The organism is Streptomyces sp. NBC_00457 (assembly GCF_036014015.1).
In the GTDB taxonomy this organism is placed as follows: domain Bacteria; phylum Actinomycetota; class Actinomycetes; order Streptomycetales; family Streptomycetaceae; genus Streptomyces.
Genome location: NZ_CP107905.1, coordinates 1,960,874 through 1,986,521 on the forward strand (window position 1 = coordinate 1,960,874; position 25,648 = coordinate 1,986,521).

At 69.7% G+C, this 25,648-nt stretch carries 20 protein-coding genes; 13 read left to right on the forward strand and 7 right to left on the reverse strand.

The genetic code is table 11. From position 1 onward, the window contains the following. The first annotated feature begins 189 nt into the window (after positions 1 to 189). From OG828_RS09120 to OG828_RS09130, 3 genes are all read left to right on the forward strand, one after another. Positions 190 to 843: a helix-turn-helix domain-containing protein gene (locus OG828_RS09120; RefSeq protein ID WP_328371676.1), complete on the forward strand. Its 654-nt coding sequence runs from the start codon at positions 190 to 192 to the stop codon at positions 841 to 843. A 32-nt stretch (positions 844 to 875) separates the two neighbouring features. Further along, the gene (locus OG828_RS09125; protein WP_210575517.1) at positions 876 to 1,400 is read left to right on the forward strand and encodes a toxin-antitoxin system, toxin component; all 525 of its coding nucleotides are present in this window, start codon (positions 876 to 878) and stop codon (positions 1,398 to 1,400) included. A gap of 448 nt (positions 1,401 to 1,848) precedes the next feature. Next, entirely contained in the window at positions 1,849 to 2,085 is a 237-nt protein-coding gene (locus OG828_RS09130) for a hypothetical protein (RefSeq protein ID WP_328352317.1), read from the forward strand. Position 2,086: 1 nt separating this feature from the next. Here the strand turns inward: OG828_RS09130 and OG828_RS09135 are convergent, their stop codons facing one another. After that, the gene (locus OG828_RS09135; RefSeq protein WP_328500752.1) at positions 2,087 to 2,770 is read right to left on the reverse strand and encodes a 4'-phosphopantetheinyl transferase family protein; all 684 of its coding nucleotides are present in this window, start codon (positions 2,768 to 2,770) and stop codon (positions 2,087 to 2,089) included. Further along, positions 2,718 to 3,626: a metallophosphoesterase family protein gene (locus tag OG828_RS09140; protein ID WP_328500753.1), complete on the reverse strand. Its 909-nt coding sequence runs from the start codon at positions 3,624 to 3,626 to the stop codon at positions 2,718 to 2,720. The genes OG828_RS09135 and OG828_RS09140 overlap by 53 nt, the downstream gene beginning before the upstream one ends. Positions 3,627 to 3,919: 293 nt before the next feature. Between OG828_RS09140 and OG828_RS09145 the strand changes: the two genes are divergently transcribed. Beyond that, positions 3,920 to 5,062, forward strand: coding sequence for an ATP-grasp domain-containing protein (locus tag OG828_RS09145; RefSeq protein WP_328500754.1), 1,143 nt, complete (start codon positions 3,920 to 3,922; stop codon positions 5,060 to 5,062). 100 nt (positions 5,063 to 5,162) lie between these two features. Here the strand turns inward: OG828_RS09145 and OG828_RS09150 are convergent, their stop codons facing one another. Together OG828_RS09150 and OG828_RS09155 are read right to left on the reverse strand one after the other, a co-directional pair. Then, entirely contained in the window at positions 5,163 to 5,987 is an 825-nt protein-coding gene (locus OG828_RS09150) for a sulfotransferase family protein (RefSeq protein ID WP_328371680.1), read from the reverse strand. Positions 5,988 to 6,218: 231 nt separating this feature from the next. Then, positions 6,219 to 7,457: an alpha-L-fucosidase gene (locus OG828_RS09155; protein WP_328504828.1), complete on the reverse strand. Its 1,239-nt coding sequence runs from the start codon at positions 7,455 to 7,457 to the stop codon at positions 6,219 to 6,221. A 13-nt stretch (positions 7,458 to 7,470) separates the two neighbouring features. Between OG828_RS09155 and OG828_RS09160 the strand changes: the two genes are divergently transcribed. Then, positions 7,471 to 8,592: an IS630 family transposase gene (locus OG828_RS09160; RefSeq protein WP_328499797.1), complete on the forward strand. Its 1,122-nt coding sequence runs from the start codon at positions 7,471 to 7,473 to the stop codon at positions 8,590 to 8,592. A gap of 173 nt (positions 8,593 to 8,765) precedes the next feature. Here OG828_RS09160 and OG828_RS09165 read toward each other — a convergent pair whose 3' ends face one another. From OG828_RS09165 to OG828_RS09175, 3 genes are read right to left on the reverse strand one after another with little or no spacing between them, the layout of a single operon-like run. Beyond that, the gene (locus OG828_RS09165; protein ID WP_328500755.1) at positions 8,766 to 11,810 is read right to left on the reverse strand and encodes an alpha-mannosidase; all 3,045 of its coding nucleotides are present in this window, start codon (positions 11,808 to 11,810) and stop codon (positions 8,766 to 8,768) included. A gap of 51 nt (positions 11,811 to 11,861) precedes the next feature. Further along, the gene (locus OG828_RS09170) at positions 11,862 to 13,202 is read right to left on the reverse strand and encodes a 6-phospho-beta-glucosidase (protein WP_328500756.1); all 1,341 of its coding nucleotides are present in this window, start codon (positions 13,200 to 13,202) and stop codon (positions 11,862 to 11,864) included. Further along, the gene (locus tag OG828_RS09175) at positions 13,199 to 13,963 is read right to left on the reverse strand and encodes a DeoR/GlpR family DNA-binding transcription regulator (RefSeq protein WP_328504829.1); all 765 of its coding nucleotides are present in this window, start codon (positions 13,961 to 13,963) and stop codon (positions 13,199 to 13,201) included. The genes OG828_RS09170 and OG828_RS09175 overlap by 4 nt, the downstream gene beginning before the upstream one ends. A 139-nt stretch (positions 13,964 to 14,102) precedes the next feature. Between OG828_RS09175 and OG828_RS09180 the strand changes: the two genes are divergently transcribed. The 8 genes from OG828_RS09180 to OG828_RS09215 all read left to right on the forward strand — a co-directional run bounded on the left by OG828_RS09180 (position 14,103) and on the right by OG828_RS09215 (position 25,642). Next, entirely contained in the window at positions 14,103 to 15,122 is a 1,020-nt protein-coding gene (locus tag OG828_RS09180) for a carbohydrate kinase family protein (protein ID WP_328500757.1), read from the forward strand. Positions 15,123 to 15,223: 101 nt separating this feature from the next. Next, positions 15,224 to 16,510, forward strand: coding sequence for an extracellular solute-binding protein (locus OG828_RS09185; protein WP_328352339.1), 1,287 nt, complete (start codon positions 15,224 to 15,226; stop codon positions 16,508 to 16,510). Next, positions 16,510 to 17,460: a carbohydrate ABC transporter permease gene (locus OG828_RS09190; protein WP_328500758.1), complete on the forward strand. Its 951-nt coding sequence runs from the start codon at positions 16,510 to 16,512 to the stop codon at positions 17,458 to 17,460. The genes OG828_RS09185 and OG828_RS09190 overlap by 1 nt, the downstream gene beginning before the upstream one ends. Before the next feature lie 12 nt (positions 17,461 to 17,472). Then, complete coding sequence (locus OG828_RS09195; protein WP_328500759.1) at positions 17,473 to 18,312, forward strand: carbohydrate ABC transporter permease; 840 nt, start codon at positions 17,473 to 17,475, stop codon at positions 18,310 to 18,312. Then, positions 18,309 to 21,218: a glycoside hydrolase family 2 TIM barrel-domain containing protein gene (locus OG828_RS09200; protein ID WP_328500760.1), complete on the forward strand. Its 2,910-nt coding sequence runs from the start codon at positions 18,309 to 18,311 to the stop codon at positions 21,216 to 21,218. The genes OG828_RS09195 and OG828_RS09200 overlap by 4 nt, the downstream gene beginning before the upstream one ends. Before the next feature lie 46 nt (positions 21,219 to 21,264). After that, positions 21,265 to 23,106 carry a LamG-like jellyroll fold domain-containing protein gene (locus tag OG828_RS09205; RefSeq protein WP_328500761.1) on the forward strand — a complete coding sequence of 614 codons (1,842 nt, stop codon included), beginning with the start codon at positions 21,265 to 21,267 and terminating at the stop codon, positions 23,104 to 23,106. A gap of 20 nt (positions 23,107 to 23,126) precedes the next feature. After that, a complete protein-coding gene (locus OG828_RS09210; RefSeq protein ID WP_328500762.1) occupies positions 23,127 to 24,794 on the forward strand; it encodes a PHP domain-containing protein in 1,668 nt (555 codons plus the stop codon). Continuing rightward, positions 24,794 to 25,642, forward strand: coding sequence for a hypothetical protein (locus OG828_RS09215; RefSeq protein WP_328437445.1), 849 nt, complete (start codon positions 24,794 to 24,796; stop codon positions 25,640 to 25,642). The genes OG828_RS09210 and OG828_RS09215 overlap by 1 nt, the downstream gene beginning before the upstream one ends. Positions 25,643 to 25,648: the final 6 nt, after the last annotated feature.

A 25,648-nucleotide genomic window follows, 5' to 3' on the forward strand; every position in this document is an offset into this window, starting at 1 on the left:
TCGTGCCCCGACGCGAGGTGTGTCAACTATCGTGGCATTTCATGCCGGTTGACGGCTGAAATTGGCCACAGTTGTGGCGACACCTGGATGTGAGTTCGAACCACCGGCTACTCTCCGGGAAGTTCACGCCAACCGTGTGTGGTGAGAATGCCGGTGAGAAGGCCTGTGAGAGACGTGGGAGATCTGTCGGTGACGGATGGCTTCGAGGGTCCCGGCGCCGCGATGGCGGCTCTGCCGGCGGTCGTCGCCCGGGTCACCGCACTCGCCGACCGGCTGGGCGTGGCGCACGCGGACGCCTTCGCCACCGGCCGTCTGTCCGTCGCCTCCGGTGTCCCCGAGCCCGTGGTCAAGGCCCTGCTGAGCGGTCGGCCGGCGGGCGAGCCCGATGTGCAGGCGCGGTTTCTGCAACGCCTGGACCTGCTGCGCCGCACCCGGCTCAAGCCGAACGGGCGCAAGTACACCCAGCAGGAGATCGCCGACGGTGCGGGCATGTCTCGGCAGCAGGCGGGCGCTCTCATCAACGGCGACCGGCGTCCCACCATGGAGCACTGCGACGCCATTCAGCGCTTCTTCCGGGTGCATGCCGGATTCCTGACGGCCGAGGATCCCGAAGCGCTCGCGGGCGCCCTTCAGCGCACCGAGCAGGAGCTGCTGCAGAAGCTCGCCGACCGTGAGCGGGAGGCGGCGGCCGCCGCCGACGACCCGCTGGAGCGGCTGCTGCAGGACCACGGCGTCCGCGGAATCGCCTGGCGGGCCGCGCAGCTGCCCACCGACCAGCACCGCGACAAGGTCGCCGAATGGCTGGACATGCTCCTGGAGAGCGTCAAGCGGCCCGAGTCCTGAGCCTGGGGAGATCAGTGGGCATCGACAAGGAAATGCGCCGCCTGTGCGGCGAGTTGGTCGCGGAGCTCACGCTCCCCGCACCGGCGCGGCCCGAGGACCTGTACGGCGCCCTGTGCGACGCGATGAGCAGACGCCGCGGCCGTCCTGTCCACTTCCGTACGGCCGCCTTCCCGCCCGGCACCGCCAGCGGGCTGTGGCTCGACATGAACGACCAGGACGTCGTGGTCGTCGAGGAACGCACCGCCCCCGACCACCAGTTGGTCATCCTCGGCCACGAGCTGTGGCACATGAAGGCCGGGCACTGCAGCCACCATGTCGAGGGCGCCGCCGTCGCCGCCCGGCTGCTCAGCGACGAGGCCGACCTCGAGGACACCGTCCGCCGGATCGCCGCCCGCACCCGCTTCGACGAAGCCGAGGAGCAGGACGCCGAGAGCTTCGGCCTCCTGCTGGCCAGCAAGTGCCGTACCTGGCTTGCCGGGTCGTCGTCGCGGGGGCCGGTGCAGCGGGATCGGTTGGCTGGGCGGATCGAGGCGTCGTTGGGGTATTTGGGGTTGTGACATTGGCTCGGTCGCCTTCGGGGGGCGGCATCTAGCGGCTGGCGACGCGCTGTGTTGGATGGCTCGGTCGCCTTCGGGGGCGCTTAATGCCGGTGTCGAGACGGCGATCGTGCTCGACGCTTCGCGCCTCCGCGCGTTCGCCGTCTCGACACCGGCGCGCCCCCTGCGGCTCCCTCGCGGCCGGCGCGTCGGACCAGTGGGCGTTGGTGGGCACTCACCCGGCACTCACCCCGCACCCGCCCGGCACCTCACCCCGCACCCACCTCACACCCGCCCGGCACCTCACCCGGTTCTCACCTGGCCCTCGCCCTGCACCCGCCGTGGGCTGAGTGGGCGAACCGGCAGGTGGGCGAGGTCGATTGTCAGTGGTGGGCGGCAGACTTGGAGGTGCGTGCCGTCCGAGTGCTCAGGCGCGCCCGACCGACGCCGACGTGGGGAGAGCCGACCGATGCAGACCGCCCTGATGACCGACCGTGAGCGCACCGCCGTACAGGCCTATCTGCGGCTGCTGCACACCGTGCGTGCGGCCTTCGACACCGCTGCCGGCCCGCCGGGCGGTGGGCTGCCACCCGCCGTTCCGCCGTCCGTGCTGGCCGAGGCGGAGCAGGCGCTGGCGGAGGCGGGTCTCGCGGGCAACGAGGAGGAGTTCTTCCGGCTGCTGCAGAGCTGGTGCCCGGAGGCCTGACCTACGCCCCGGCCTGGTGGCGTACGGAGACGGCCGTCGCCACCAGGCCGCGCCGGACGGTCCAGCGGCCCTCGAAGTGACGGAGCCGCCGGCCGTCGATCAGCGGTCCGGGGACCAGGAGTTCGGCGCGGAAGGCGCCGCCGAGCCGGTCGCCAGGGTGCGCGGAGATCTCGATGTCGGCCTCGGTGAAGTCGAGCCACTGCCGGGTGAGGGGGAACCACGCCTTGTACACGGACTCCTTGGCGCTGAACAGCAGCCGGTCCCAGTGGATGTCCGGATGGAGCGCGGCCAGGCCGCTGAGCCGCGGTACCTCCGTGGGCAGGGCCACGGCGGCCAGCACACCCTCCGGGAGCGGGTCATGGGGTTCGGCGTCGATGCCGATCGAGGCGAGGTCGGTGGCGCGGACCAGGGCGGCGGCGTGGTAGCCCTCGCAGTGGGTCATGCTGCCGACCAGGCCGGCCGGCCAGCCCGGTGCGCCACGCTCGCCGGGCAGCACGGCCTGCGGCGGCACGCCGAGCTTCTCCATGGCGCGGCGGGCACAGGTCCGTACGGTGGCGAACTCACGGCGGCGTTTGTCGACCGCCCGCGCCACGACCGCCTCTTCCTCGGGGTACAGGGGAGCCGGCTCGTCGCTACCGTACGTCTCCACGACCACCACCGAGGCGGGCAGCAGCTCCTCGATCACCTGGCCCGACCTCCCTGGGCAGTATGCGGCGCAGCGCCCCCGGCTCCTGGGAGCGCTTGCTCCATTCTCGCGGGTATCCGACGGACACCTCTTCGAAGCGGACACCGTCGTGCCAGGTCGTCCGCGGAATGTGCAGATGACCATAGACCATGGTCCGGACCCGGAATCTGCGGTGCCAGTCGGCCGTCAGCCCGGTGCCGCACCACATGGCGAACTCGGGGTACCACAGGACGTCCGTCGGGTGCCGGTCCAGCGGGTAGTGGTTGACCAGCACCGTCGGCAGGTCGCCGGGCAGCTCGGCGAGCCTGCCCTCGGTGGCCGCGACCCGGGCCCGGCACCAGGCGTCGCGGCTCGGGTAGGGGTCGGGGTGCAGCAGATACTCGTCGTTGCAGACGATCCCGGTTCCGTGCGCGTACGCCAGTCCCTCTTCCTTGGTCGCGCAGCCGGCCGGGAGGAACGAGTAGTCGTAGAGCAGGAACAGCGGCGCCACGGCCACCGGGCCGCCGGGGCCGTCCCAGATGGGGTACGGGTCCTCGGGTGTGAGCACGCCCAGTTCCCGGCACTCCTCGACGAGGTGCTCGTAGCGGGCGACGCCGCGCAGGGTGACGGGGTCCTTCGGGTGGGTCCACAGTTCGTGGTTGCCGGGGGCCCAGACGACCTTGCGGAAGCGCCCGGCGAGGGTCTTCAGGGCCCAGCGGACGTCGGAGACGGTCTCGGAGACGTCGCCGGCCACCAGGAGCCAGTCGTCGTCCGTCTCGGGGTGCATCTTCTCGACGAGGGCGCGGTTCTCCGGGTAGCCGATGTGCAGATCGCTGATGGCCAGCAGCTGTCCGGCACCACCGGCCGTCGACGTCACGTGTTCGCCCCTTCCGCGCAGGAATGGCTCCACGACAGCACATCCGCAGCACCCGGACAAGGCGGGTCTCCAGGGCGGGGCGCGCGGGTTATCAGGAGAACATCGTCCCGTCAGGCAACCTCCGAAAATCCGTAACACGTACGTTGCACGCCGCACCCCCGCGAAGCCGTATGATCGCCCCAACACCACACCACGGACTTCCCTTCACCAGGGACAGTTTGGTGTTCCCTCGATTCGATCTGGCCGGGCACGGCCTGCTCCGCCGTGCCCGCGAACCATGAAAGGCGGCCTGCATGGTCTCTCGCGTACGCGTCTGGCTCAACCGCACGTACGCGGAGAACGTGTTCTTCATGGATCAGCTGCGACGAAATCCCAGCGATCGGGCCGTCGAGATCCATGCCACGCACGGCGATGCCGACTCCCCTGTGCTGGCCGCCGCCGACACCGCCGACCTCGAGCCGGAGGGCCTGTCCCCGGCCGCGTATGTCGAGTACGCCCTGGACCAGTGCGTCCGCCGCGGCATCGACGTGTTCGTGCCGCGTGCTCAGCAGTCGGCGATCGTGGCGCACCGCGCCGACTTCGAGGCGGTCGGTACGGCGGTGCTCGCGCCGCCGCCCGAGGCCGTGGCCGTCTTCCACGACAAGGTGATCGCCTACGAGGCGGTCGAGGCGATCGGCGTGCCGGTGCCGCCGTGGTGGCGGGTGCGGTCGGCGGACGAACTCGTCGCCGCTGTCGAGGAGTTGGAGGCGGGCGGCCACAAGGCGTGCTTCAAGCCGGCGTCCGGCGCGGGCGGGGTGGGCTTCCGCAACATCACCCGCACGCCGTTCTCGATGATGCATCTCAACGGCTTCCCGAGTTCGTACGTCCCTCTCGACCTGGTCGTGCAGGCGGTGCGGCAGTCCGAGGAGCCGGTGGACTGGCTGGTCATGCCGCGTCTCGAGCAGCCGGAGGTGTCGGTGGACTGCCTCACCGGGCCCGACAACCGGATCCGGCTGGCGGTGGGCCGCACGAAGAACGGCCGGCGACGTGGGTTCACTCTGCATGAGCAGTGGCTGGCACCGGCGCGGGCGATCGCGGAGGGGTTCGGGCTGCACTACCTGTCCAACATCCAGTTCCGGATGTTCGGGGACACGCCGGTGCTGATGGACGTCAACACGCGTCCGGCGGGCGGGCTGCATCAGCTGTCGCTGTGTGGGGTCAACGCGCCTTGGGCCGCTGTGCAGTTGGCGCTCGGCGAGGATCCGGGTGAGGTGGTTCCGCCGTTCCTCGGGCAGGACTACACGGTGGTCTCCGGGCCGCGGCCGTTGCGCACGGTGTCGTTGCCTCAGCAGCGGGAGGCTGTGCCGCCGATGTCGAGGACGCCTGTGCCTTCGCCTGCGGCGCTTGAGCCGAGGGAGTCGGGTGCGGGTGCGGCGGCGCAGGTACTGCCGCTCTAGGTTGTCTGCCGGGTGCGGGTTCGCTGTGGCTGGTCGCGCAGTTCCCCGCGCCCCTTAGGTAGGTCTCCCTCGCCGGCATGGATTAGTTGACGCCTGGTCCCTAGACCTCGTACCCCCATGCCTTCGCGATCTCCCTCAGGCGGGGCGGGAGTTCGGCGGTCGGGTCGGCGGTGCGGGCGGGCTGGATGCGGCCCGACTTGATGGTGCTGCTCCAGTCGCCGAGCTGGGGGCGGAAGGTGCCGTGGTCCTTGTTGCCGTAGTCGAGCATGCCGCTCTCCCAGTCGACGCCGAGGTAGTCGCACAGGGCGCGGGTGGCCTTCTCCGGTTCGGCGGTGAGTTCCTCGTACGTGACGATGTGCGCGTTCCCGAGCTTCTGCCGGGCCTCTTCCAGCTTCTCCGAGTAGTTGAGCACCTCGGCGCGGATGGCCTCGTGGTCGGGGTCCCGGCGGCGGTCGGTCAGGGACGCGACGATCGCGCCGGGGTGGCGCAGCAGCAGGATGTAGCGGGCGCTGGGCCAACATCGGTCCAGGCGGGGCCAGATGAGGGTGTTGGGTGGCGTCTTGTCGACGATGATGTCCTTGCCGCTGCGGGTCAGCTCCAGGTGCAGCACCCGGTCCCAGAGAAGGTGCTCCAGCTCGGCCTTGTCGAGTTCCAGCGCCTTCATGGCGTCCGCGGTGAAGCTGCGGGTCAGCTCGACGTGGACGGTGCGCAGATGCATCTCGTGCGGGGCGCGGATCCGGCTGTGGCTGTTCAGCAGCACCCGGAGCAGGGTCGAGCCGGAGCGCACCGAGGACAGCACGAAGACCGGCGCCTCCACCAGGCGCGGGGCGATCGGAGCGACGTACGTCGACTCCTTCGGCTTCGCGGCGGGCCGGGGCGACGGAATGGCGTCCAGGGTGCGACGCGGCGGGCTCACCGCCTGCATCATCAGCCTCCCCCGGCGCCTCAGCCCCTTGCCGATCGCTGACTTACGCGAGTCTCCCACCGCGACACCTTTCTCTTGCGCCTTACCTTGGCATCTCACGGGCAGTTGGCAAACTCCAAGTGTCCAAGAAGCAAAGCGCCATGGTCGCGAACTCCGGAAAATCGGCCGTGACCAGGCGCTTTACCGCTTTCTTAATTCTTGATGGGAGTTCCGGGGACGACGTGTCCAGGATCAGAAACGCCCGGCCCCCCGGTACAGCTCCAGTTCGCCGTCCAGCTCGACGGCGAGGACCGTGGCGTGCGGGTCGAGGTCCGCCGCGGCGGGCGGTTCGATCCACAGCACGCCCGGCGTCTCGTGCAGGCCGCCGGTGATCCGGTGGGCCAGTTCCGTGCCGCTTCCGAGCACGCTGACCCGGCGCACCGAACCGAGCAGACCGCGTACGTTGATCTCGGCGCGCGGCGCGTCGAAGAGGATCAGGTAGAGGGTGCGGCGGTCCTTGGAGAGGGTGCTCGGGCCGTAGTGGTGACCGGCCGGGAGGCCGCGCTCGGTGCCGTACACCGCCTCCGCGTGCTTGGCGATCCAGTCGCCGAGCCCCTCCAGCCGCTCGGCCTGCTCCTGCGGGATCGTGCCGTCCTCCCTCGGTCCGACGCTGAGGAGCAGATTGCCGCCACCGCCGATCGTCTCGGCGAAGTAGCGGATCAGCTGGTCGACCGACTTGTGGTTGTGGTCGTGGTGCTGGTGACCCCAGGAGTCGTTGATCGTCAGGCACAGCTCCCAGGGACCCTCGGGCGGGACGACCGGGGCGCCCTGCTCGGGGGTCGCGTAGTCGCCCTCGCTGAGCATGCGGGCGTTGAAGACGACGTCCGGGACCTCGGAGCGGATCAGCGCGGCCAGCTCGGGGATGCGCCACTGCTCCTCGCTGCGGTCCCACTCCCCGTCGAACCACATCAGGTCCGGCTTGTAGCGCGCGGTGAGTTCGCGGATCTGGCCGTCCCGGTAGGCGAGAAACCGTTCCCAGGCGTCCAGGTCCTCGTCCTCGGCCGCGACCTCGGAGTACCGGTTGTCCTCCAGCTCCGGCGGCCGGCCCGGCTTGCGCGTGGAGGCGTAGTCGGGGTGGCTCCAGTCGGAGTGCGAGTAGTAGAACCCGACCTTGAGGCCCTGCTCGCGCAGGGCGTCGGCGTACCCGGATATCAGGTCCCGGCCCACGTTCAGATCGCCGTACGCGGTGTCCCAGAGGGCGACGCCGTCGTGATGGCGGGTGGTCAGAACGGCGTACTTGGCACCGGCGCGCGCGAACAGCTTCGCCCACTCCCGCGGCTCGTACCGGGAGGCGGTGAAGCGCTCGAACTGCGACATGTAGGTGTCGTACGGGACGATGTCGTCGTAGAACGACCAGGACTCCTGGACGCCGTCGACCGCGTAGATCCCCCAGTGAATGAAGATGCCTAGTGTCCTGCGCCAGTAGTTGATCGTTAGTTGGTGTGTGACTTCTACTGCTGGTGCGTCAGTTCCTCGTCGGGGCCCGAAGCTGCAGCCGTTGCTGCTGTCTGATGACGAGCGGGCGGTGTTGGAGCGGTGGACGCGTCGGGCAACATCGGCCCAGGCCCTGGCCCTGCGAGCGCGGATCGTGCTGGCGTGCGCGGGGCCGGAAGTACCGCCGATTGTCGCGGTCGCCCGCGAGTTGCGGGTGGCCGCGGACACGGTCCGCAAGTGGCGGCGGCGCTTCCTCACCCAGCGGCTGGACGGACTGGTCGACGAGCCCCGACCGGGCCGGCCGCCCACCATCAGCGTCGATCAGGTGGAAGCCGTCGTGGTCACCACGCTGGAACAACTGCCCAAGAACGCCACCCACTGGTCGCGGAAATCGATGGCGCAACACAGCGGCCTGTCGAAGTCCACGGTCGGCCGGATCTGGCGGCAGTTCCAGCTCAAGCCGCATCTGGCGGACACCTTCAAGTTGTCGACCGACCCGTTGTTCGTGGAGAAGGTCTACGACGTCGTGGGCCTGTACTTCAACCCGCCCGAGGGGGCGGTGGTGCTCTCGGTGGACGAGAAGTCGCAGATCCAGGCCCTGGACCGGTCCCAGCCGGTGCTGCCGATAATGCCGGGCATGCCCGAGCGGCGCACCCATGACTACGTGCGCAACGGGCTGACCACCCTCTTCGCTGCCTTCGACGTCGCCACCGGTGAAGTCATCACCGCCCTGCACCGTCGGCACCGGGCTGCGGAGTTCAAGAAGTTCCTGATCCGGATCGACAAGGAGGTGCCCGCACAGCTGCAGGTCCACCTGATCGTGGACAACTACGGCACCCACAAGACTCCAGCGATCAAGGCCTGGCTGGCGAGACACCCGCGCTTCGAGCTGCACTTCACCCCGACCGGCTCCTCCTGGATCAACCAGGTCGAGCGGTGGTTCGGCTACCTCGCGCACCAGATGATCCGCCGCGGCGCACACAAGAACATCCAAGCCCTCGAGGCCGACATCCGCGCCTGGGTCAAGGACTGGAACGAAGACCCTAAACCGTTCATCTGGACCAAGACCGCCGAAGAGATCCTCGACTCCCTCGCCCGCCTCTGCCGACGGATCTCTGGCGCAGGACACTAGCTTGGCGTCGGTGAACCACGGCTGCATGGGCACGGCTGAACTCCTCGACGGTTACTTGGGTCTTGGGTCACTGCGAAGGAGCAGGGGCTGCCGCGCCCCTTTAGGGGCGCGGGGAACTGCGCGACCAGCCCCCACCGGACCCGCAGTGAACAACCGGCCCCCTTAGCGGAGCGCTACGCGCGAGCGAGACGCAACGTCAGCACCTGGAACGGCCGCAACTCGACCACGACCCCACCGTCGACAACCTCAACGCGCTCGTCCACAAGCGGACGTTCCAACAGGTCGGTCACCTTCACCCCGCCCAACGGGAACCCCGTACGCAGGACGCCCTGCGCACGTCCGCCGCGCGACTCGTAGAGCCGTACGACGACATCCCCGGACCGGTCGTCCGCGAGCTTGACCGCCTCGACGGTGACGCCCTCCCCGTCGACGGAGACGACCGGCTCGGGGGCGCCCGCCGCATCCGCCACGCGGAGCGGGAGGTTGAGGGCGTAGCCCTCGGCGACGGCGTCCTCGATGGTCGCGCCGGGGAGCAGCGCGTAGGTGAAGCGGTGGCGGCCCTGGTCGGCCTCCGGGTCCGGGATGCGCGGGGCGCGGACCAGGCTGAGGCGGACCGTGGTCGTCGTACCGCCGTCCTCGCGGACCGTGCGGGAGACGTCGTGGCCGTACGTCGAGTCGTTGATGACGGCGACGCCGTAGCCGGGTTCGCCGATGTGTACCCAGCGGTGGCCGGACACCTCGAAGCGGGCCGCCTCCCAGCTGGTGTTGGTGTGCGTGGGGCGCTGGATGTGGCCGTACGCGATCTCGGCGGAGGTGTGCGGGGCGCGGATGTCCACCGGGAAGCCCGCCTTGAGGAACTTCTCGGCCTCGTGCCAGTCGATGTCCGTCTCGAAGTCGATGCGGGGGCTGCCGGCGCGCAGGGTGATGGTCTGGGTGATGGTCGAGCCGTTGCCGAAGGACCGCACGACGCGGATCGCGCCGAGCAGCGGGTCCTGGGCGGCGACGGTGATCTCCGAGGCGTCCAGCAGGTCCTTGTAGCGGTTCTTGTAATGCTTGTCGACGTCCCAGGCGTCCCAGTAGTTGGGAAGGTCGGTGTGGAGGCGGAGCAGGTTGCCCGCGTCGGCGAGGACTTCGCGGTTCGCCCGCAGGTCGCGGACGGACGACAGGGTTCCGTCGTCCGCCACCGTCACGCGTACGAGGCCGTTGTCGAGGGTGCGGCCCTCCACCGTCACCGGTTGCGGGGGCTCGGCGGCGGTGAGAGGTGCGCTGCCGCCCGCCGGTACCTCCACGTAGACCGGCCGGTCGGCCGCGCGCAGCACCTCGGAACGCTCGTACGGACTGGTGTTGAACACCCGGGGTCCGCCACCGCCGAGGGCGCTCACCGCCTCCTGCGTCAGGGCCTCCAACTCCTCGGCCACACGGGCGTATTCGGCCTCGGCCTCCCGGTGCACCCAGGCGATCGACGAGCCCGGCAGGATGTCGTGGAACTGGTGCAGCAGCACCGTCTTCCACAGGCGGTCCAGCTTCTCGTACGGGTAGGTGTAGCCCGGCGCGTGCAGTGCCGCCGTCGTCGCCCACAACTCGGCCTCGCGGAGCTTGTGTTCGGAGCGGCGGTTGCCCTGCTTGGTGCGGGCCTGCGAGGTGTAGGTGGCGCGGTGCAGTTCGAGGTAGAGCTCGCCGACCCAGACCGGGGCGTCGGGGTACTCCTCGCGGGCCTTGGCGAAGAAGTCGTCCGGGTGCTCGACGACGACCTTCGGGGAGCCCTCCAAGTCTGCCAGCCTGCGCGCCCGTTCCATGATCTCGCGGGTGGGGCCGCCACCGCCGTCGCCCCAGCCGAAGGGGGCAAGGGAGCGGGTGGCGCCTCCCTTCTCCTGGTAGTTGCGGACCGCGCGGGACATCTCCTCGCCGCTGAAGCGGGCGTTGTAGGTGTCGACCGGCGGGAAGTGCGTGAAGATGCGGGTGCCGTCGATGCCCTCCCACCAGAAGGTGTGGTGGGGGAACTTGTTGGTCTGGTTCCAGGAGATCTTCTGGGTGAGGAACCACTCGTTGCCGGCCAGCTTGGCGAGCTGCGGGTAGGCCGCGGTGTAGCCGAAGGAGTCGGGCAGCCACACGCCCTTGGTCTCGACGCCGAAGTGCTCGATGAAGAACCGCTTGCCGTGGATGAACTGCCGGGCGACCGCCTCGCCGCCGGGCAGGTTGCCGTCGGCCTCCACCCACATGCCGCCGACGGGAGCCCACTGGCCCTTCTTCACCGACTCCTGGATGCGTGCCCACACCTGCGGGTAGTTGTCGCGCACCCACTCGTACTGCTGGGCCTGCGAGCAGGCGAAGATGAAGTCCTCGTACTCGTCGGCGAGCGAGGTGACGTTCGAGAAGGTGCGGGACGTCTTGCGCTTGGTCTCGCGGATCGGCCACAGCCAGGCGGAGTCGATGTGCGCGTGGCCGACGCCGGAGACGGTGTGCGCGCTCGCGTGCGCGGGCTTCGACAGCACCGGCTCGAGCGCCTCACGCACCTCGGCCGCCGAGCCGGAGACGTCGTCCAGGTCCAGCAGGTCCATCGCCCGGTCCAGGGCGTGCGCGATCTCGTGCCGGCGCGGGTCGTGCTCGCCCAGTTCCAGCATCAGCTCGCGCAGTACCTGCACGTCCAGGTCGAGGTGGAAGACCTCCTCGTCGAGGACGGCGAGGTCGGCGCGCTGGAAGGTGTAGAGGGGCTTGTCGCCGGCGGTGAGGACGTCGCCCATGGGCGTGGTCTTGGAGAAGTTGTCGGCGAGGATGTCCGGGTTGGAGGCCGCCTCGACGAGGTAGTCGATCTGCTCACCGCCGGTCGCCGGGTTGGCGATGGGCACGTACTGGTTGAGCGGGTTGACCGCCTTCAGCGGGGTGCCGTCGGTGCGGTGGACCAGCGCCTCGGCCTGGTTGCCGGGCCAGTCGCCGATGAAGCCGAGGTCGATGACCGCCTCGACGCGCTTGCCGGCCCACTCGGCGGGGATCTGTCCGCGCATCCGGAACCAGGTCGTGCCCCACGGCGGGCCCCACGGGGTGTCCATCGCGAAGGGAGCGTAGGGAGCGGCCGCCGCCTCCTCGAAGGAGACCGGCTCGCCCGGCGCCTGCCAGGCCTCGACCTCGAACGGCACCGTGGCCGCGTAGACCGCAGCCTTGATGCGCTGGTCGTGAAGGCGCTGGACGCGCTCTTCGATCCGTTGGCGTTCGTCGTGCATCAGAGTCTCCAGGGAGCGTACGGGGAGATGAAGAGCCTGCCGGGAAAGCGCTTACGCAAGATACGTGAGACCGGGGTGGACCTGGGTGTAGCCGTCGACCAGTCTGCGGGCCACGTTCACGGAGTCAACGAGCGGGTGCAGGGCGAACGCCTTCACCGCGGTCGCCCGGGACCCGGACTCGGCAGCGGCGAGGACCTCGCGCTCGACCGCCTTGACCGAGCAGACGAGCCCGGTGGCGTGGTCGGGCAGCGGGTCGACGGCGACCGGATGGGCGCCGTTGGCGTCGACGAGGCACGGGACCTCGATGACGGCATCGTTGTCAAGGATGGAGAGCGTGTGCTCGTTGCGCACGTTGAGGATCAGGGTGGTGCGTTCGTCGCGGGCGATGGCCCGCATCAGGGCGAGGGCGACCTTCTCGTAGCCGCCGGAGAGGTCGTCGGCGTCGCGCTCGCCGGCGCCGGCCGTCTCCCGGTTCTCCGCCATGTACGTCGCCTCGCGCTCGGCGCGGGTGCGGTCCCAGGCGAGCAGGGCCGCCGCGCTCGGGTCGCGCATCTCCTCGTAGAAGCGGGCCTGCTGGTCGCGCAGGAAGGCGCCGCGGGTCTGGTGGGCCTCCTGGTAGGCGCGGACGGCTTCCCGGTTGAAGTAGTAGTAGTGCAGATACTCGTTCGGGATCGCGCCGAGCGACTGCAGCCAGTCGGGGCCGAAGAGCTTGCCCTCCTCGAAGGAGCCGAGCAGGCCGGGATCGGCGAGCAGCCGCGGCAGCTCGTCGCGGCCGGCCACGCGCAGGCCGCGGACCCAGCCGAGGTGGTTGAGGCCGACGTAGTCGATCCACGCCTCGGCCGTGTTCTTCACGCCGAGCACACGGGCGATACGGCGGCCGAGGCCGACCGGCGAATCGCAGATGCCGATGACGCGGTTGCCGAGGTGGCGGGACATGGCCTCGGTGACCAGGCCCGCGGGGTTGGTGAAGTTGATGACCCAGGCGTCCGGTGCGAGACGGGCCACGCGCTGGGCGATGTCGACGGCGACGGGCACCGTGCGCAGGCCGTAGGCGATGCCGCCCGCGCCGACCGTCTCCTGGCCGAGGACGCCCTGCGCCAGGGCCACCCGCTCGTCGTTCGCGCGTCCTTCCAGGCCGCCGACGCGGATCGCGGAGAACACGAAGTCGGCGCCGCGCAGCGCCTCGTCGAGGTCGGTGGTGGCGCTCACCTCGGGCGCGTCGGGGACCTCGGCGGCCTGCTCGGCGAGCACGCGGGTCACGGCGTTCAGCCGTCCGGCGTCCAGGTCGTGCAGCACGACCTGTGTCACCCGGCCCTCGGCGCGGTCCCCGAGGAGCGCCCCGTACACGAGCGGCACGCGGAATCCGCCGCCGCCCAGAATCGTCAGCTTCAAGGTTGCACCTTTCCTGCCACGAACACGTCGACGCCCGCCTCCTCCAGGGAGGACCGCGTCGCCGTGTCCACGGGAGCGTTCGTCACCACCATGTCCAGGTCCTCGGGACCGCATACCTTCGCCATGCCCGTGCCCGGGAACTTCGCCGAGTCGGCGAGCAGCACGACCCGGTCGCCGGCCTTGATCATGGCGCGCTTGACCGGCACCTCGACGACCGTGGTGTCCATCACCTGCCCGCCCGGGCGCACTCCACTGGTGCCGAGGAAGAGCCAGTCGGCGTGCAGCTGGCGCAGATTGTCCTCGGTGAGGAAGCCGACCAGGGAGCGGTAGTCGCGGCGGACCATGCCGCCGAGCAGGACCAGCTCGATGCCCTCGTCGTCGGCGAGCTCCTCGTAGACCACCAGGTTGCTGGTGATCACGGTGAGCCGGCGGCCGTGCAGCCGGCGGGCCAGGCGGTAGGCGGTGGTGCCGATGTCGAGCAGCACCGACTGACCGTCTTTGATCATCGCCGCCGCGCGCTCGGCTATCGCGTCCTTCTCGGACACGCGCACCTCGGCGACCTCGGCGAAGGGCTGGTCGCCCTCCTCCGCGACGGCGCCGCCGTGCACCCGGGTGAGCAGCCCGTCCTCCTCGAGTTTCACCAGGTCACGCCGGATCGTGGCGGGGCTCACACCCAGCTCCTCGGAGAGATCGGTCACGGCCGCGGGGCCTCCGGAGCGCAGGGCCCGCAGGATGAGTTGGTGTCGTCGTTCTGCCAGCACGCCGCGAACACTACTCGTCATCTTCAATCATTTCCATGCTCAGTTCTGCTGAGGTATTGACCAATGTCGCCGAGCAGCGCACGATTCCGGTCATCGAAAATGACGAGTTTTGACGAGCTCCCCACGAAGGGATGTGCGCGTGGACGACGACAGGCCCGATGTGCTGCTGACCGGGCTGCTCTTCTACGACCTCGTCCTCACCGGGCTCGGGAAGCCGCCGACGCCGGGCGAGGAGATCTGGACGTCCGGCATGGGCTGCGGCCCGGGCGGCATCGCGAACCTCGCGGTGGCCGCGGCCCGGTTCGGCCTGAACACCTCCCTGGCCACGGTCTTCGGCGACGACTTCTACGGCGAGCACTGCCGTGACGTCCTCGCCGACCAGGAGGGCGTCGACCTCGCGCTCTCCCGCACCGCGGACGGCTGGCCGACCCCGGTCACCGTCTCCATCGCGCACGGCCACGACCGGGCCCTGGTCACCCACGGCCAGGAACCGCCGTACTCGCAGGACACGCTGATGGGCGACCCGCCCGAGGCGCGTACCGCCCTGGTGCACATCGAGGCCGAACCCCGCGCCTGGCTCGGCAAGGCCGCCGCGAACGGCACGCAGATCTATGCCGACGTCGGCTGGGACCCCACCCAGCAGTGGTCCACCGACCTCCTCGACCAGCTCGCCCTGTGCCACGCCTTCCTCCCCAACGAGACCGAGGCGATGGCTTACACCCGCACCGACAGCGCGGTCGCGGCGCTCGGCACGCTCACCGAACTGGTGCCGGTCGCCGTGGTCACCCGCGGCGGCGACGGCGCGATCGCCGCCGACCAGACGACCGGCGAGTACGCGGAGGTTCCCGCCCTCGACATCGATGTCCTGGACGCGACGGGCGCCGGCGACGTCTTCGGCGCGAGCTTCGTCGCCGCCTCACTCGGCGGCTGGCCGCTGGCCGAGCGGCTGAAGTTCGCGGTGCTGGCGTCCGGCCTCTCGGTACGGCACCGCACCGGAGCGCTGGCCGCCCCCGGCTGGTACGGCATCCACCAGTGGTGGCAGTCCCTCGACGACCCCGACCTGCGGCGCTCGTACGGCTTCCTGGCCGACCGGATGCCACAGGACCCGGGACCGCCGGTCCGGTACGCGCCACTGACGCCCCCGAACTCCCCCCACTGATCTCTCTGATCTCCCCCCACTGATCTCCCTGATCTCCCCTGATCCCCCTGGCACACGAAGATCCTCGAAGATCCGTGAACATCCGAAAGGCGGTGGGAGCTGTGCGGCTCTCACGAAGAGGCCTGCTGCGCGCGGGCCTGGCCGGTACGGCCGCCACGGCACTCGGCGGCCTGGCGACCGGCTGTGCCGTACCGACCGGGTCGACCGGCCGGAACATGGTGCTCTGGTATTGGAGCGGCGGCCTGAGCGACAAGGTCGTCGAGGGCGCCAAGGCGCGTTACGACAGCTCGGTCGACCTCCAGGCCATCCAGATCGGCGGCCAGTACCGCTCCAAGCTCATCACCACCATCACCGGCCGGGCCCATATCCCCGACATCGCGGGACTCAAGGGCGAGGACATGGCCGCCTACCTGCCGAACGCGGACCAGTTCATCGACCTGCGGACGCTGGGCGCGGAGAAGTACAAGAGCCAGTACCTGTCCTGGAAGTGGGACCAGGGCATCGCCGACGACGGCACGATGGTCGGCTTCCCGATCGACTGCGGGCCCGTCGCGCACTACTACCAGTACGAGGTCTTCCGCAAGGCGGGGCTGCCGTACGAACCCGACCACGTGTCGAGCGAACTGAACACGTGGGAGAAGTTCTTCGACGCCGGCGTTCAACTCGGCAAGCGCGTCCCGGGGGCCAAGCTGCTCACCGACATCCTCTCCGTCTTCGGAAACGTCGTGGAGCAGGGCGCGCAGCGGTACGTCGACAAGGACCGCCAGTTCATCGGCGACCAGGAGCATGTGCGCCGGGCCTGGGCGCTGGCCGTGGAGGCCAAGCAGCGGAAGATCGTGTCGAACCTGGTCAGCGGCACCCCGGACCAGTTGTCGGCCATCCAGGACGGCAAGCTGCCGAGCCAGCTGAACGCCTCCTGGGCCAGCTTCGACATCAAGAACGGTGTGCCGAAGACCAAGGGCAAGTGGCGGGTGGCGCAGATGCCCGTGCGGCCCGCCAACCAGGGCGGCTCGTTCCTGTCGATCACCAAGGCGTGCCGGGAGCCCGAGCAGGCCTTCGAGATCATCACCTGGATGCTCAACGCGGCCAACCAGGCGCAGGGTTACGTGGACGCGGGCCTCTTCCCCTCCACGCCCGCCGCCTACGGCCTGAAGCAGATGCAGGAGCCCGACCCCTTCTTCGGCGACCAGGTCACGACCGACATCTTCGGTCCCGCCGCGCAGAAGATCGTGGTCGCCTACAACAGCCCGTACGACGTCGCTCTCGGGCAGCCCATCAAGGACGAGATCAAGAACGTCGACGTCCTCGGCAAGGACCCGAAGAAGGCCTGGAGTGACGCCATGAGCAAGTGCCGTCGCATCGCGAAGCACCTGGGGGTGAGCTACTGATGGCCGTCCTCGAACAGATACCGCCCGTCGTGGCGCAGCCCTCCCCGACACAGCCCAAGAAGGGCTGGCGCAAGTACTGGCACCTCTATGCCGCGATCTCGCCCTTCTACCTGATCTTCCTCGGCTTCGGCCTGTTCCCGGTCGGCTTCTCGCTCTATCTGTCCTTCCACCGCTGGGACGGCCTCGGCACGATGGAGTGGGCCGGGCTCTCGCAGTACCAGTACCTGATCAGCGACAGCGACTTCTGGAACTCGATCGGCAACACGATCATCATCTGGGCGCTGGCCACCTTCCCCATGATCTTCCTGGCGATGATCACGGCCGTGATGCTCAACTCCGCGGTCCGGTTCAAGAGCCTGTACCGGGTCGCGTACTTCCTGCCGAACGTCACCTCGGTCGTCGCGATCGCCATCGTCTTCGGCTCCATCTTCGCCACCAACAACGGCATGGTGAACGCCGTCTTCAACGCGGTGGGGCTCGACCAGGTGGCCTGGCTGAACACGCCATGGGGCATCAAGATCACCATCGCGGCCCTGATGACCTGGCAGTGGACCGGCTACAACGCCATCATCTTCCTCGCTGGACTCCAGACCATCCCGAGCGAGCTGTACGAGGCGGCGCGCGTGGACGGCGCCGGCCCGATCCAGACCTTCTTCCGGATCACACTCCCGCTGCTGCGGCCCACGCTGCTGTTCGTGCTCGTCGTCTCCACGGTCACCGGACTGCAGAGCTTCTCCGAACCGCAGGTCCTGCTCCAGACCTCGTCCAACGACTCGACGTTCGCGGGCGGTCCGGGCCACTCGGGCCAGACGATGGTCCTCTACTTCTTCCAGCAGACCTTCGACAACAACGACTTCGGGTACGGAGCCGCGGTGGCCTGGGGCATCTTCCTGGTCGTCGTGCTCTTCTCGATCATCAACTGGCGCCTCGTGCAGCGCCGGGGCGAATAGGAAGGGCCCACCATGTCTTCCATCAAGGGGTCCCGCCGCAGAGGGATCGCGCTGCACCTCCCTCTGATCATCGGCACTCTGCTCTCGGCCTTCCCGTTCTACTGGGCCGTGATCATGTCGACGCACAGCTCGTCGGAGATCTTCTCCTACCCGCCGAAGCTGCTGCCGGGCACGCACTTCCTGGAGAACGTCCGCAACCTCTTCGACGCCGTCGACTTCATCGGGTCGATGTGGAACTCGCTGCTGGTCGCGGTGTCGGTGACCTTCCTGGTCCTGCTCTTCGACTCCCTCGCCGCCTTCGTCTTCGCCAAGTTCGAGTTCCCCGGCAAGAACATGCTGTTCGGGCTGCTCATGGTCATCTTCATGGTGCCGGCGCAGCTGTCGGTCATCCCGCAGTTCGTCCTCATGGCCAAGATCGGCTGGATCGGCTCGATGACTGCGCTGATCGTGCCGGCCGCGGCCAACGCCTTCGGCATCTTCTGGATGCGCCAGTACATGAAGAGCGCCATCCACGACGAGCTGCTCGACGCGTCCAAGCTCGACGGCGCGAACTTCCTGCGCCAGTACTGGCACGTGGCGCTGCCGGTGGTCCGCCCCGGCCTCGCCTTCCTGGGCATCTTCACCTTCATGGGCCAGTGGAACGACTTCGCCTGGCCCCTGATCGCCCTCACCAACCCGGACAACGTGACCCTCCAGGTCGCGCTGTCCCAGCTCAACGGCACCCACGGCACCACCGACTACGGCATCGTGATGACCGGCGCCCTGCTCGCCCTCATCCCGCTGCTGATCGTGTTCGCGATCGGCGCCAAGCAGATCATCGGCGACCTCGCGAAGGGAGCCGTCCGCGGATGAATCCGCTGCTGGCACTCCGCCCCTGGGAGGCACCCGAGGTGACCTCCTGGGGGCGCCTTCCCATGAACGCCGTCGACCGCCGCGCCGGGGCGCTGAACCTCGACGGCGAGTGGCGCTTCCAGTTGCTGCCGGCGCCGGACGCGCCGGTGAGCGACGTCTGGTCCGCGTCGTACGTCCCCGGCGTCTGGACCCTCCAGGACACCGACGACCTCCCGCAGTACACCAACGTCCGGATGCCGTTCCCCGAGTTCCCGCCGTCGTCACCGTCCGAGAACCCGACGGGGGTGTACGAACGTGACGTGGACGTCCCCGCCGAGTGGGCCGGGCGGCGGATCGTGCTCCAGGTCGGGGCGGCCGAGAGCGTGCTGCTGGTGCAGGTGGACGGGCGGCCGGTCGGGGTCTCCAAGGACTCGCATCTGGCGGCCGAGTTCGATCTGACGGACGTCGTACGCCCGGGCTCGTCCGCGGCCGTGCGGCTCACCGTCGTCAAATGGTCCGACGCCTCGCACATCGAGGACCAGGACCAGTGGTGGCACGGCGGGATCACCCGGTCCGTGCTGCTCTACGCGACGGATCCGCTGTATCTCGCGGACGTGACCGTACGGGCGCGCGCGGACGGCGAGCTGCGCGTCGACTGCCAGGTACGGGGTGTGCTGCCGGACGGCTGGTACGTCACCGGCGACCTGGACGGCGAACCCCTCGCGCAGGACGCCGAGTTCGACCGGCTCAACACCGAGGACGAGCGGGTCTCCGACTTCCTCGGCGAGGCACGGATGTGCGCCACCGTCCCCGACGTGCGCACCTGGACCGCCGAGACGCCCGAGCTGTACGGCCTGACCGTCCGGCTGCACCGCGCCGACGGAACGGTCACCGATACCTCGTACCAGCGCATCGGCTTCCGCGACGTCGAGATCGTCGGCCGGGACCTGCTGGTCAACGGCGAGCGCATCTACATCCGGGGCGTGAACCGGCACGACTTCCATCCGCTGACGGGCCGGACGGTGTCGTACGACGACATGCGCGCCGATCTCGTCCTGCTGAAGCGCTTCGGCTTCAACGCGATCCGCAGCGCGCACTACCCGAACGACCCGGCGCTGTACGGCCTCGCGGACGAGCTGGGTTTCTACGTCGTCGACGAGGCGGACATCGAGGCGCACGACCACGCCCATGAGATCGCCGACGACCCGCGCTATCTGAACGCCTTCGTGGACCGGGTCTCGCGGATGGTGCTGCGGGACAAGAACCATCCGTCGGTGATCATCTGGTCGCTGGGCAACGAGTCCGACTACGGGGCGAACCATGACGCGGCGGCGGGCTGGGTGCGGCGGCACGATCCAACGCGGCCGATCCAGTACGAGGGGGCGGCCAAGCTCGACTGGGCGGCGACGGACGACGCGTCCGACATCGCCTGCCCGATGTACGCGCCGATCGAGGACTGTGTCGCGCACGCGCTCTCCGGTGAGCAGACGCGACCGCTGATCCAGTGCGAGTACTCGCACGCCATGGGCAACAGCAACGGCACGCTCGCCGACCACTGGGCCGCCATCGAGTCAACGCCCGGTCTTCAGGGCGGCTTCATCTGGGAGTTCTGGGACCACGGCATTCTCCAGCGGGTGACAGACGGCAGACCCGCCGGGCGCTCAGGCGCCGGGCTGTACGACAACGGTGTCGCCGCGCCCGGACATCGGTGGGCGTACGGCGGCGACTTCGGCGAGACGATCCACGACGGCGCGTTCATCGCCGACGGGATCGTCTTCCCCGACCGCACGCCCAAGCCTGTGATGTACGAGCACCGCGAGATCGCGGCGCCGGTGCGGCTGACGTGCTTCAAGCACGAGGGCCTGGTGGTCGAGAACCACCAGTGCTTCCGCGGGCTTGACTGGCTGTCCGCCCGGTGGGAGCTGGCCCTCTCCGACGGCCGTACGCTGACCGCTCCCGCCGAGCTGCCCGACCTGGTTCCCGGCGAGACGGCGGCCGTGCCGCTCCCCTTCGAGCTGCCGGACGACGGCGGCGAGGCCTGGGTGACGCTGCGCGTGACCACGAAGGACGACGAGCCGTGGGGGCCGCGCGGCACCGAGGTGTGTGCGCCCCAGCTGCGGCTGCGGGCGGCCCCCGCGCCGCGGAACGCGACCGTGCAGGGCCCGCCCGTCGTGGTCGACGGGGAAGGGCTCCTCGTCCATCCCCTCCTCATCGCCGCCCCCACCCTGTCGCTGTGGCGGGCGCCCACCGACAACGACGAGCTCGGCGGCATCGCGGGGCGCTGGCGGACCTGGGGGCTCGACGCGCTCGTCCGCAAGGTCGTCCACGTGCGGCGGGACGGCGAGAAGGTGACCGTGCACGCCCAGTACGCCGGGACGAGCGGCGTCGTCCGGCATGTGCAGGTCTTCACTTCCGTCGAGGGCGGCATCCGGGTCGAGGAGTCGGCCGAGCTGCCCGAGGACTTCGAGGACGTGGCCCGGGTGGGCACGGTGTTCGAGACGGTGCCGGGGCTCGACCTGCTGGAGTGGTTCGGGCAGGGGCCCTGGGAGTCGTACCCGGACCGGAGTGCGGGCGCGCCCGTCGGCCATCACTCGGTGCCCGTGGACGAGTTGTTCACCCCCTATCTGCGCCCGCAGGAGAGCGGCGGCCGGCACGGCGTACGGCATTTCACGCTGTCGGCACCGGACGCCACCGGTCTCGCGGTACGGCTGGACGAGCCCCGGCAGGTCTCGGTGACCCGTTACCGCGCCGAGGACCTCACCGCCGCCGCCCACCATGACGAGCTGGTCCCGCGACCGGGGTGCGTGGTGCACATCGACGCGGCACACCGGGGGCTGGGCACCGCGTCGTGCGGCCCGGACACCTCTGCCTCGTATCTGATCCCGCCGGGTGTCCACCGCTGGAACTGGACCCTGCGCGCACTCTGAACCCGCCTTCACCGCCTCACGCCCCTGTGCCTTCACTGGAGACGATGTGTGCACCACCCATGAGCCCGGGCAGGAGTCTGCCTGCGCCCACGCCGGCCGACGCAACTTCCTCAGAGCCACCGCGCTGATCGGCGCCGCGGCCACCGCCGTCACCCTCCCGACCGTCGCCGCCGAAGCCGCGGCGGTCGGGCAGCGTCTGCGCCCCGACACCGAGAACCGCCGCTTCACGCTCGCCGTGATGCCCGACACGCAGTACCTCTTCGACGGGCCGAGTATCAACCCGGCGCCGATCCAGGCCTCGCTGCGCTATCTGCTGGAGCACGGGCGTGAGGACAACCTCGTCTTCCTGTCCCACCTGGGCGACCTGACCGAGAACGGCGCGAAGGCCGAATGCGACGCGATCGGCGAGGCGTTCGAGCTGCTGGACCGGCGCGGGGTGGGCTACAGCGTGCTGGCGGGCAACCACGACGTCCGCTCGTCCACCACCGACCAGCGTGGCGCGACGCCGTACCTGGACACGTTCGGCCCGCACCGCTTCCGGGGAAAGCCGACCTTCGGCGGTGCCTCCGCCGACGGCTACAACACCTTCCACGTCTTCAAGGCGGCCGGGCGCGAGTGGCTCGTCCTCGCCCTGGACTGGCGGCTGTCGGACAAGGGCTACGCCTGGGCGAAGGACGTCATAGACCGGCACCCGAGCACGCCCGTCATCCTCACCACGCACGAGCTGGTCGTCGGCGACGACTCCCTCTCCCCGTACGGGCAGCAGCTGTGGGACAAGCTGGTCAAGGACCACGACCAGATCTTCCTCACCCTCAACGGCCACTACTGGCCGGCCGCCCGCGCGGTCCGGAAGAACGCGGCCGGGAACGACGTACATCTGCACCTGACGAACTATCAGAACCGGTACTACGGCGGCGCTGCGATGATCCGCCTCTACCACTTCGACCTCGACCGGAACACGATCGACGTCGAGACGCTGTCGCCGTGGATCCTGGGGCGGGCCGCGAAGGGGCTCAACGAGCTGGAGCGGCAGGAGATGGAGCTGTCGGGCGATGCGGACCGGTTCTCCGTCGACGTCGACTTCGAGGAGCGGTTCGCCGGGTTCGCGCCGATACCCGTACGGCCGTCGCGGCCCGCCGACCGGATGCTGGTGCGGGGCACGGTGGCGTACTGGCGGTTCGACGGGCACGAGGAGGGGGCGGCGGTCGAGGGGACGGTGCGTGACCTGTCGGGGCGCGGCAACGACCTCGCCGTGGTCAGGGTCGGGGACAGCTCGCTGACCTGGTCGACGGCTCATCACCCGGACCAGCCGGGGCACGGCAGCCTGTACTTCCGGGGCGGCAAGCCGCCGCTCAAGGGCGCCTACCTGCGTACGGTCGACGGTGCCCCTCTCAACTCGGCCACGTTCAAGGCCGGTTACACCATCGAGGCGTTCTACTGGCTGCCCGCCGACTGGAGCTCCTCCCGCAACGCCTGGGGCGGACTGGTCAGCCGCACCGGCACCGGTGGTGCGGCAGGCAAGACCGAGGGCGACCCGGACGAGCCGCTCGCCACGCTGTCCCTCTCCGACGGCCCCGGCCCGCAGTGGGCCGTGCGCCCGCTCAACCAGCAGGGCATCGCCACCAACTGGGGCGACGAGACGGCCCGCGAGCAGTGGTGGCACGTCGCCGTCGTCAACGACGGCAGGCAAACCACGCTGTACGTCCAGGGCTGCCCCGTCGCCCGCAACCCGCACGCCCCCGCGATCGGCCTCACCTCGGTGGGCCTGCCGTGGCTGCTCGGCGGCTATGAGTACGGCGGGAAGATCGACCAGATCCTGTACGGGCGCCTCGGCGACGTACGGATCGTCGAACGCGCCCTGCCCGTCACGTCGTTCATGAACCACTGAACCTTTCGGAAGGCATCCCCGTGAACGACCAGCAGCTGCCCGCCTGGGCCGACCCGTCCGTGTCCCGTGCGGAACTCGATCCGCAGGGCCTGTCCCGACGCGGACTCCTGCGCCGCACGGGCCTGTTCGGCGCCGCCTTCGCACTCGGCTCGGCGGCCGTGCCCGCGGCGGCGTCCTCGCGGCCCTTCGGCGGTGACGACCCGCGCCTCGCCTACCTCGTCGGCGACCACCATGTCCACTCCGTCTACAGCCACGACGCGAAGTACACCTTCGACCAGGTCGTCAAAGCGGGCGCCAAGTACGGCGTCGACTGGCTGGTCTTCAACGAGCACTCCAACTTCGGGCACGCCGAGTTCGGGGCGAAGCTGGAGCACCAGGAGATCCTGAAGGCACGGGCCGCGAACCCGCGTCAGCTGATCTTCCAGGGCCTGGAGTGGTACATCCCGGGCGCCGAGCACTGCACGGTCTTCGCGGCGCCGGGCCCGCACGAGGTCGACATCCTCACGAAGTTTGAGCTCGCCTACGACGGCAAGCTGCTCGGTTACGCGGCGGGCGGCCCCACCCACCCCGACACTCCCCGCAACGAGGCCCACGCCGTCAAGGCCATCAAGTGGCTGGCCGAGCAGCGCCGCACGGGTTACGTCGACGATGTGCTCGTCCTCGCCAACCACCCGCTGCGGCTCGGCATCGACTCCCCGCATGAGATGCGCAACTGGCGGGACGCGGCCCCTGAGATCATGATCGGCGTGGAGGGCGCGCCCGGCGCCCAGGGCGGCGCCATCCCCGGCTGGCGCGGTCCGACCTCGATCCGCGGCGAGTACGAGAACAAGCCCTCGGAGAACTCCTGGCCGGGCTACCCGGCGAACGCGTACGTCACGTACGGCGGCTTCGACTGGATGACGGCCACCGTCGGAGGCCTGTGGGACGCCATGCTCGCCGAGGGCAGGCTGTTCACGATCACCACCAACTCCGATGTGCACCGGGTGGTGTTCGACACCTGGAAGAACGGCGACTGGCTGCCCGGCCAGAACTTCGACAACACCGGCCGCCTGCCCGACCCGGTGAACACCACCGAGCCCCAGCCCGGCGGCGACTTCTGGCCCGGCCAGTTCAGCCGCACCCACGTGGGCGTGACGCGATACGGCTACCGATCGGTGATGGCGGGCCTGCGCGCGGGCCGGGTCTGGCTGGACCACGGGCATCTGCTGGACGGACTCGAGGTGCGGCTGAGGCGCGACTGCGACCACGGCCGAGGCGTCACCCTGGGCGGCAGGCTGCGGGTCCGCAAGGGCGAGCGGCTCACCCTGACGGTCACCGTCACCAGCGCCTCCCGCCCCAACCCGCAGGGAATCCTGCCCGAGTTGGCTCACGTGGATGTCATCCGGGGCGCGGTGTGCGGCCCGGCGGCCGACCGTGACACCTGGCGGGCGCCCGCCACCAGGGTCGTCACCACCAAGGACGTCAGCGGCCGCAAGGGGACGTACACCCTGCGTATCCCGCTCACCGCCGGCGACGAGTCCTTCTACGTCCGGCTGCGCGGCAGCGATGGCAACCGGCACGGCGCCGGGTACCTGGGCGCCTCCGTCGACCCGCACGGGCCGCTCCCCCATGAGCCCGGCAACGGTGACCCGTGGGCCGATACGTGGTTCTATTCCAACCCGATATTCGTCGACGTGAAGGGTGCCTGATGAAGCGTCAACTGGTCTGCCTGGCCGCGTTATTAGGAGCGTTCGCCGTGGGCGCGGGCACCGCGTCCGCCGCCGGTGACCCGCGCTGGGCTCAGACCGGCACGGCGTACACCGACACCCTCGGCGGCGGTCAGGGCCTGGCGAGCCGGGCCGACGGGTCGCTGCTGTACCGGGGGCTCACGGACATCCCGCTGGACCTGCGCTTCAAGGGCTGGAACCACGTGGGCGACCCGGACATCGCGAACGGGTACACGTTCGACGCCTATCAGGGCCCGGACACGGCCACGTCCAAGATGTACGCGGTGACGACCCCTGCCGGGAAGCGCTACGAGTACGTCCACCAGCTGGGCGCGGGCGAGAAGCTGAACAACTCCTTCGCGACCGTCTCGCCGGACGGGCAGTGGCTGGTGTCGGGCGAGTGGGGCGCCCAGAACCGGCTCCAGGTCTTCCCCGCTCCCCTGCTCAACCCGTCCACCCCGCAGACGGGCGGTGACCTGAAGGAGGCCGGGCAGATCACGCTGGACAAGCCGGTGCGGGACATCCAGGGCTGCGACTTCGTCACCGAGACCCGGCTGGTGTGCGCCTCGAACGACGCCACCGGGTCCCTCTTCCCGGAGATCCGCCCGCTCCTCCAGGTCGACCTGCCCAGGAAGCTCGACGGCCGGCCGGTCACCGGGGCGGTCAAGAGCCTGTTCGCGCTGCCGCAGCGCAGTGTGTGCACCGGCACCTTCGAGACGGAGGGCGTCGACTACGACGTGCGCAGCGGCACCCTGCGCGCCCAGGTGATCCAGCCCGGCATCTGCGCACTGTCGACGACCGTGTACTCGTACCAGCAGGTCACGGACTGATCCGGC

Bases quoted from the DNA above. Each gene is read 5' to 3' on its own strand.
- OG828_RS09190 (WP_328500758.1), top strand. From the start codon at position 16,510: ATGGCCGTCCTCGAACAGATACCGCCCGTCGTGGCGCAGCCCTCCCCG.
- OG828_RS09130 (WP_328352317.1), top strand. From the start codon at position 1,849: ATGCAGACCGCCCTGATGACCGACCGTGAGCGCACCGCCGTACAGGCC.
- OG828_RS09145 (WP_328500754.1), top strand. From the start codon at position 3,920: ATGGTCTCTCGCGTACGCGTCTGGCTCAACCGCACGTACGCGGAGAAC.
- OG828_RS09195 (WP_328500759.1), top strand. From the start codon at position 17,473: ATGTCTTCCATCAAGGGGTCCCGCCGCAGAGGGATCGCGCTGCACCTC.
- OG828_RS09215 (WP_328437445.1), top strand. From the start codon at position 24,794: ATGAAGCGTCAACTGGTCTGCCTGGCCGCGTTATTAGGAGCGTTCGCC.
- OG828_RS09165 (WP_328500755.1), bottom strand. From the start codon at position 11,810: ATGCACGACGAACGCCAACGGATCGAAGAGCGCGTCCAGCGCCTTCAC.
- OG828_RS09200 (WP_328500760.1), top strand. From the start codon at position 18,309: ATGAATCCGCTGCTGGCACTCCGCCCCTGGGAGGCACCCGAGGTGACC.
- OG828_RS09150 (WP_328371680.1), bottom strand. From the start codon at position 5,987: ATGCAGGCGGTGAGCCCGCCGCGTCGCACCCTGGACGCCATTCCGTCG.
- OG828_RS09125 (WP_210575517.1), top strand. From the start codon at position 876: ATGCGCCGCCTGTGCGGCGAGTTGGTCGCGGAGCTCACGCTCCCCGCA.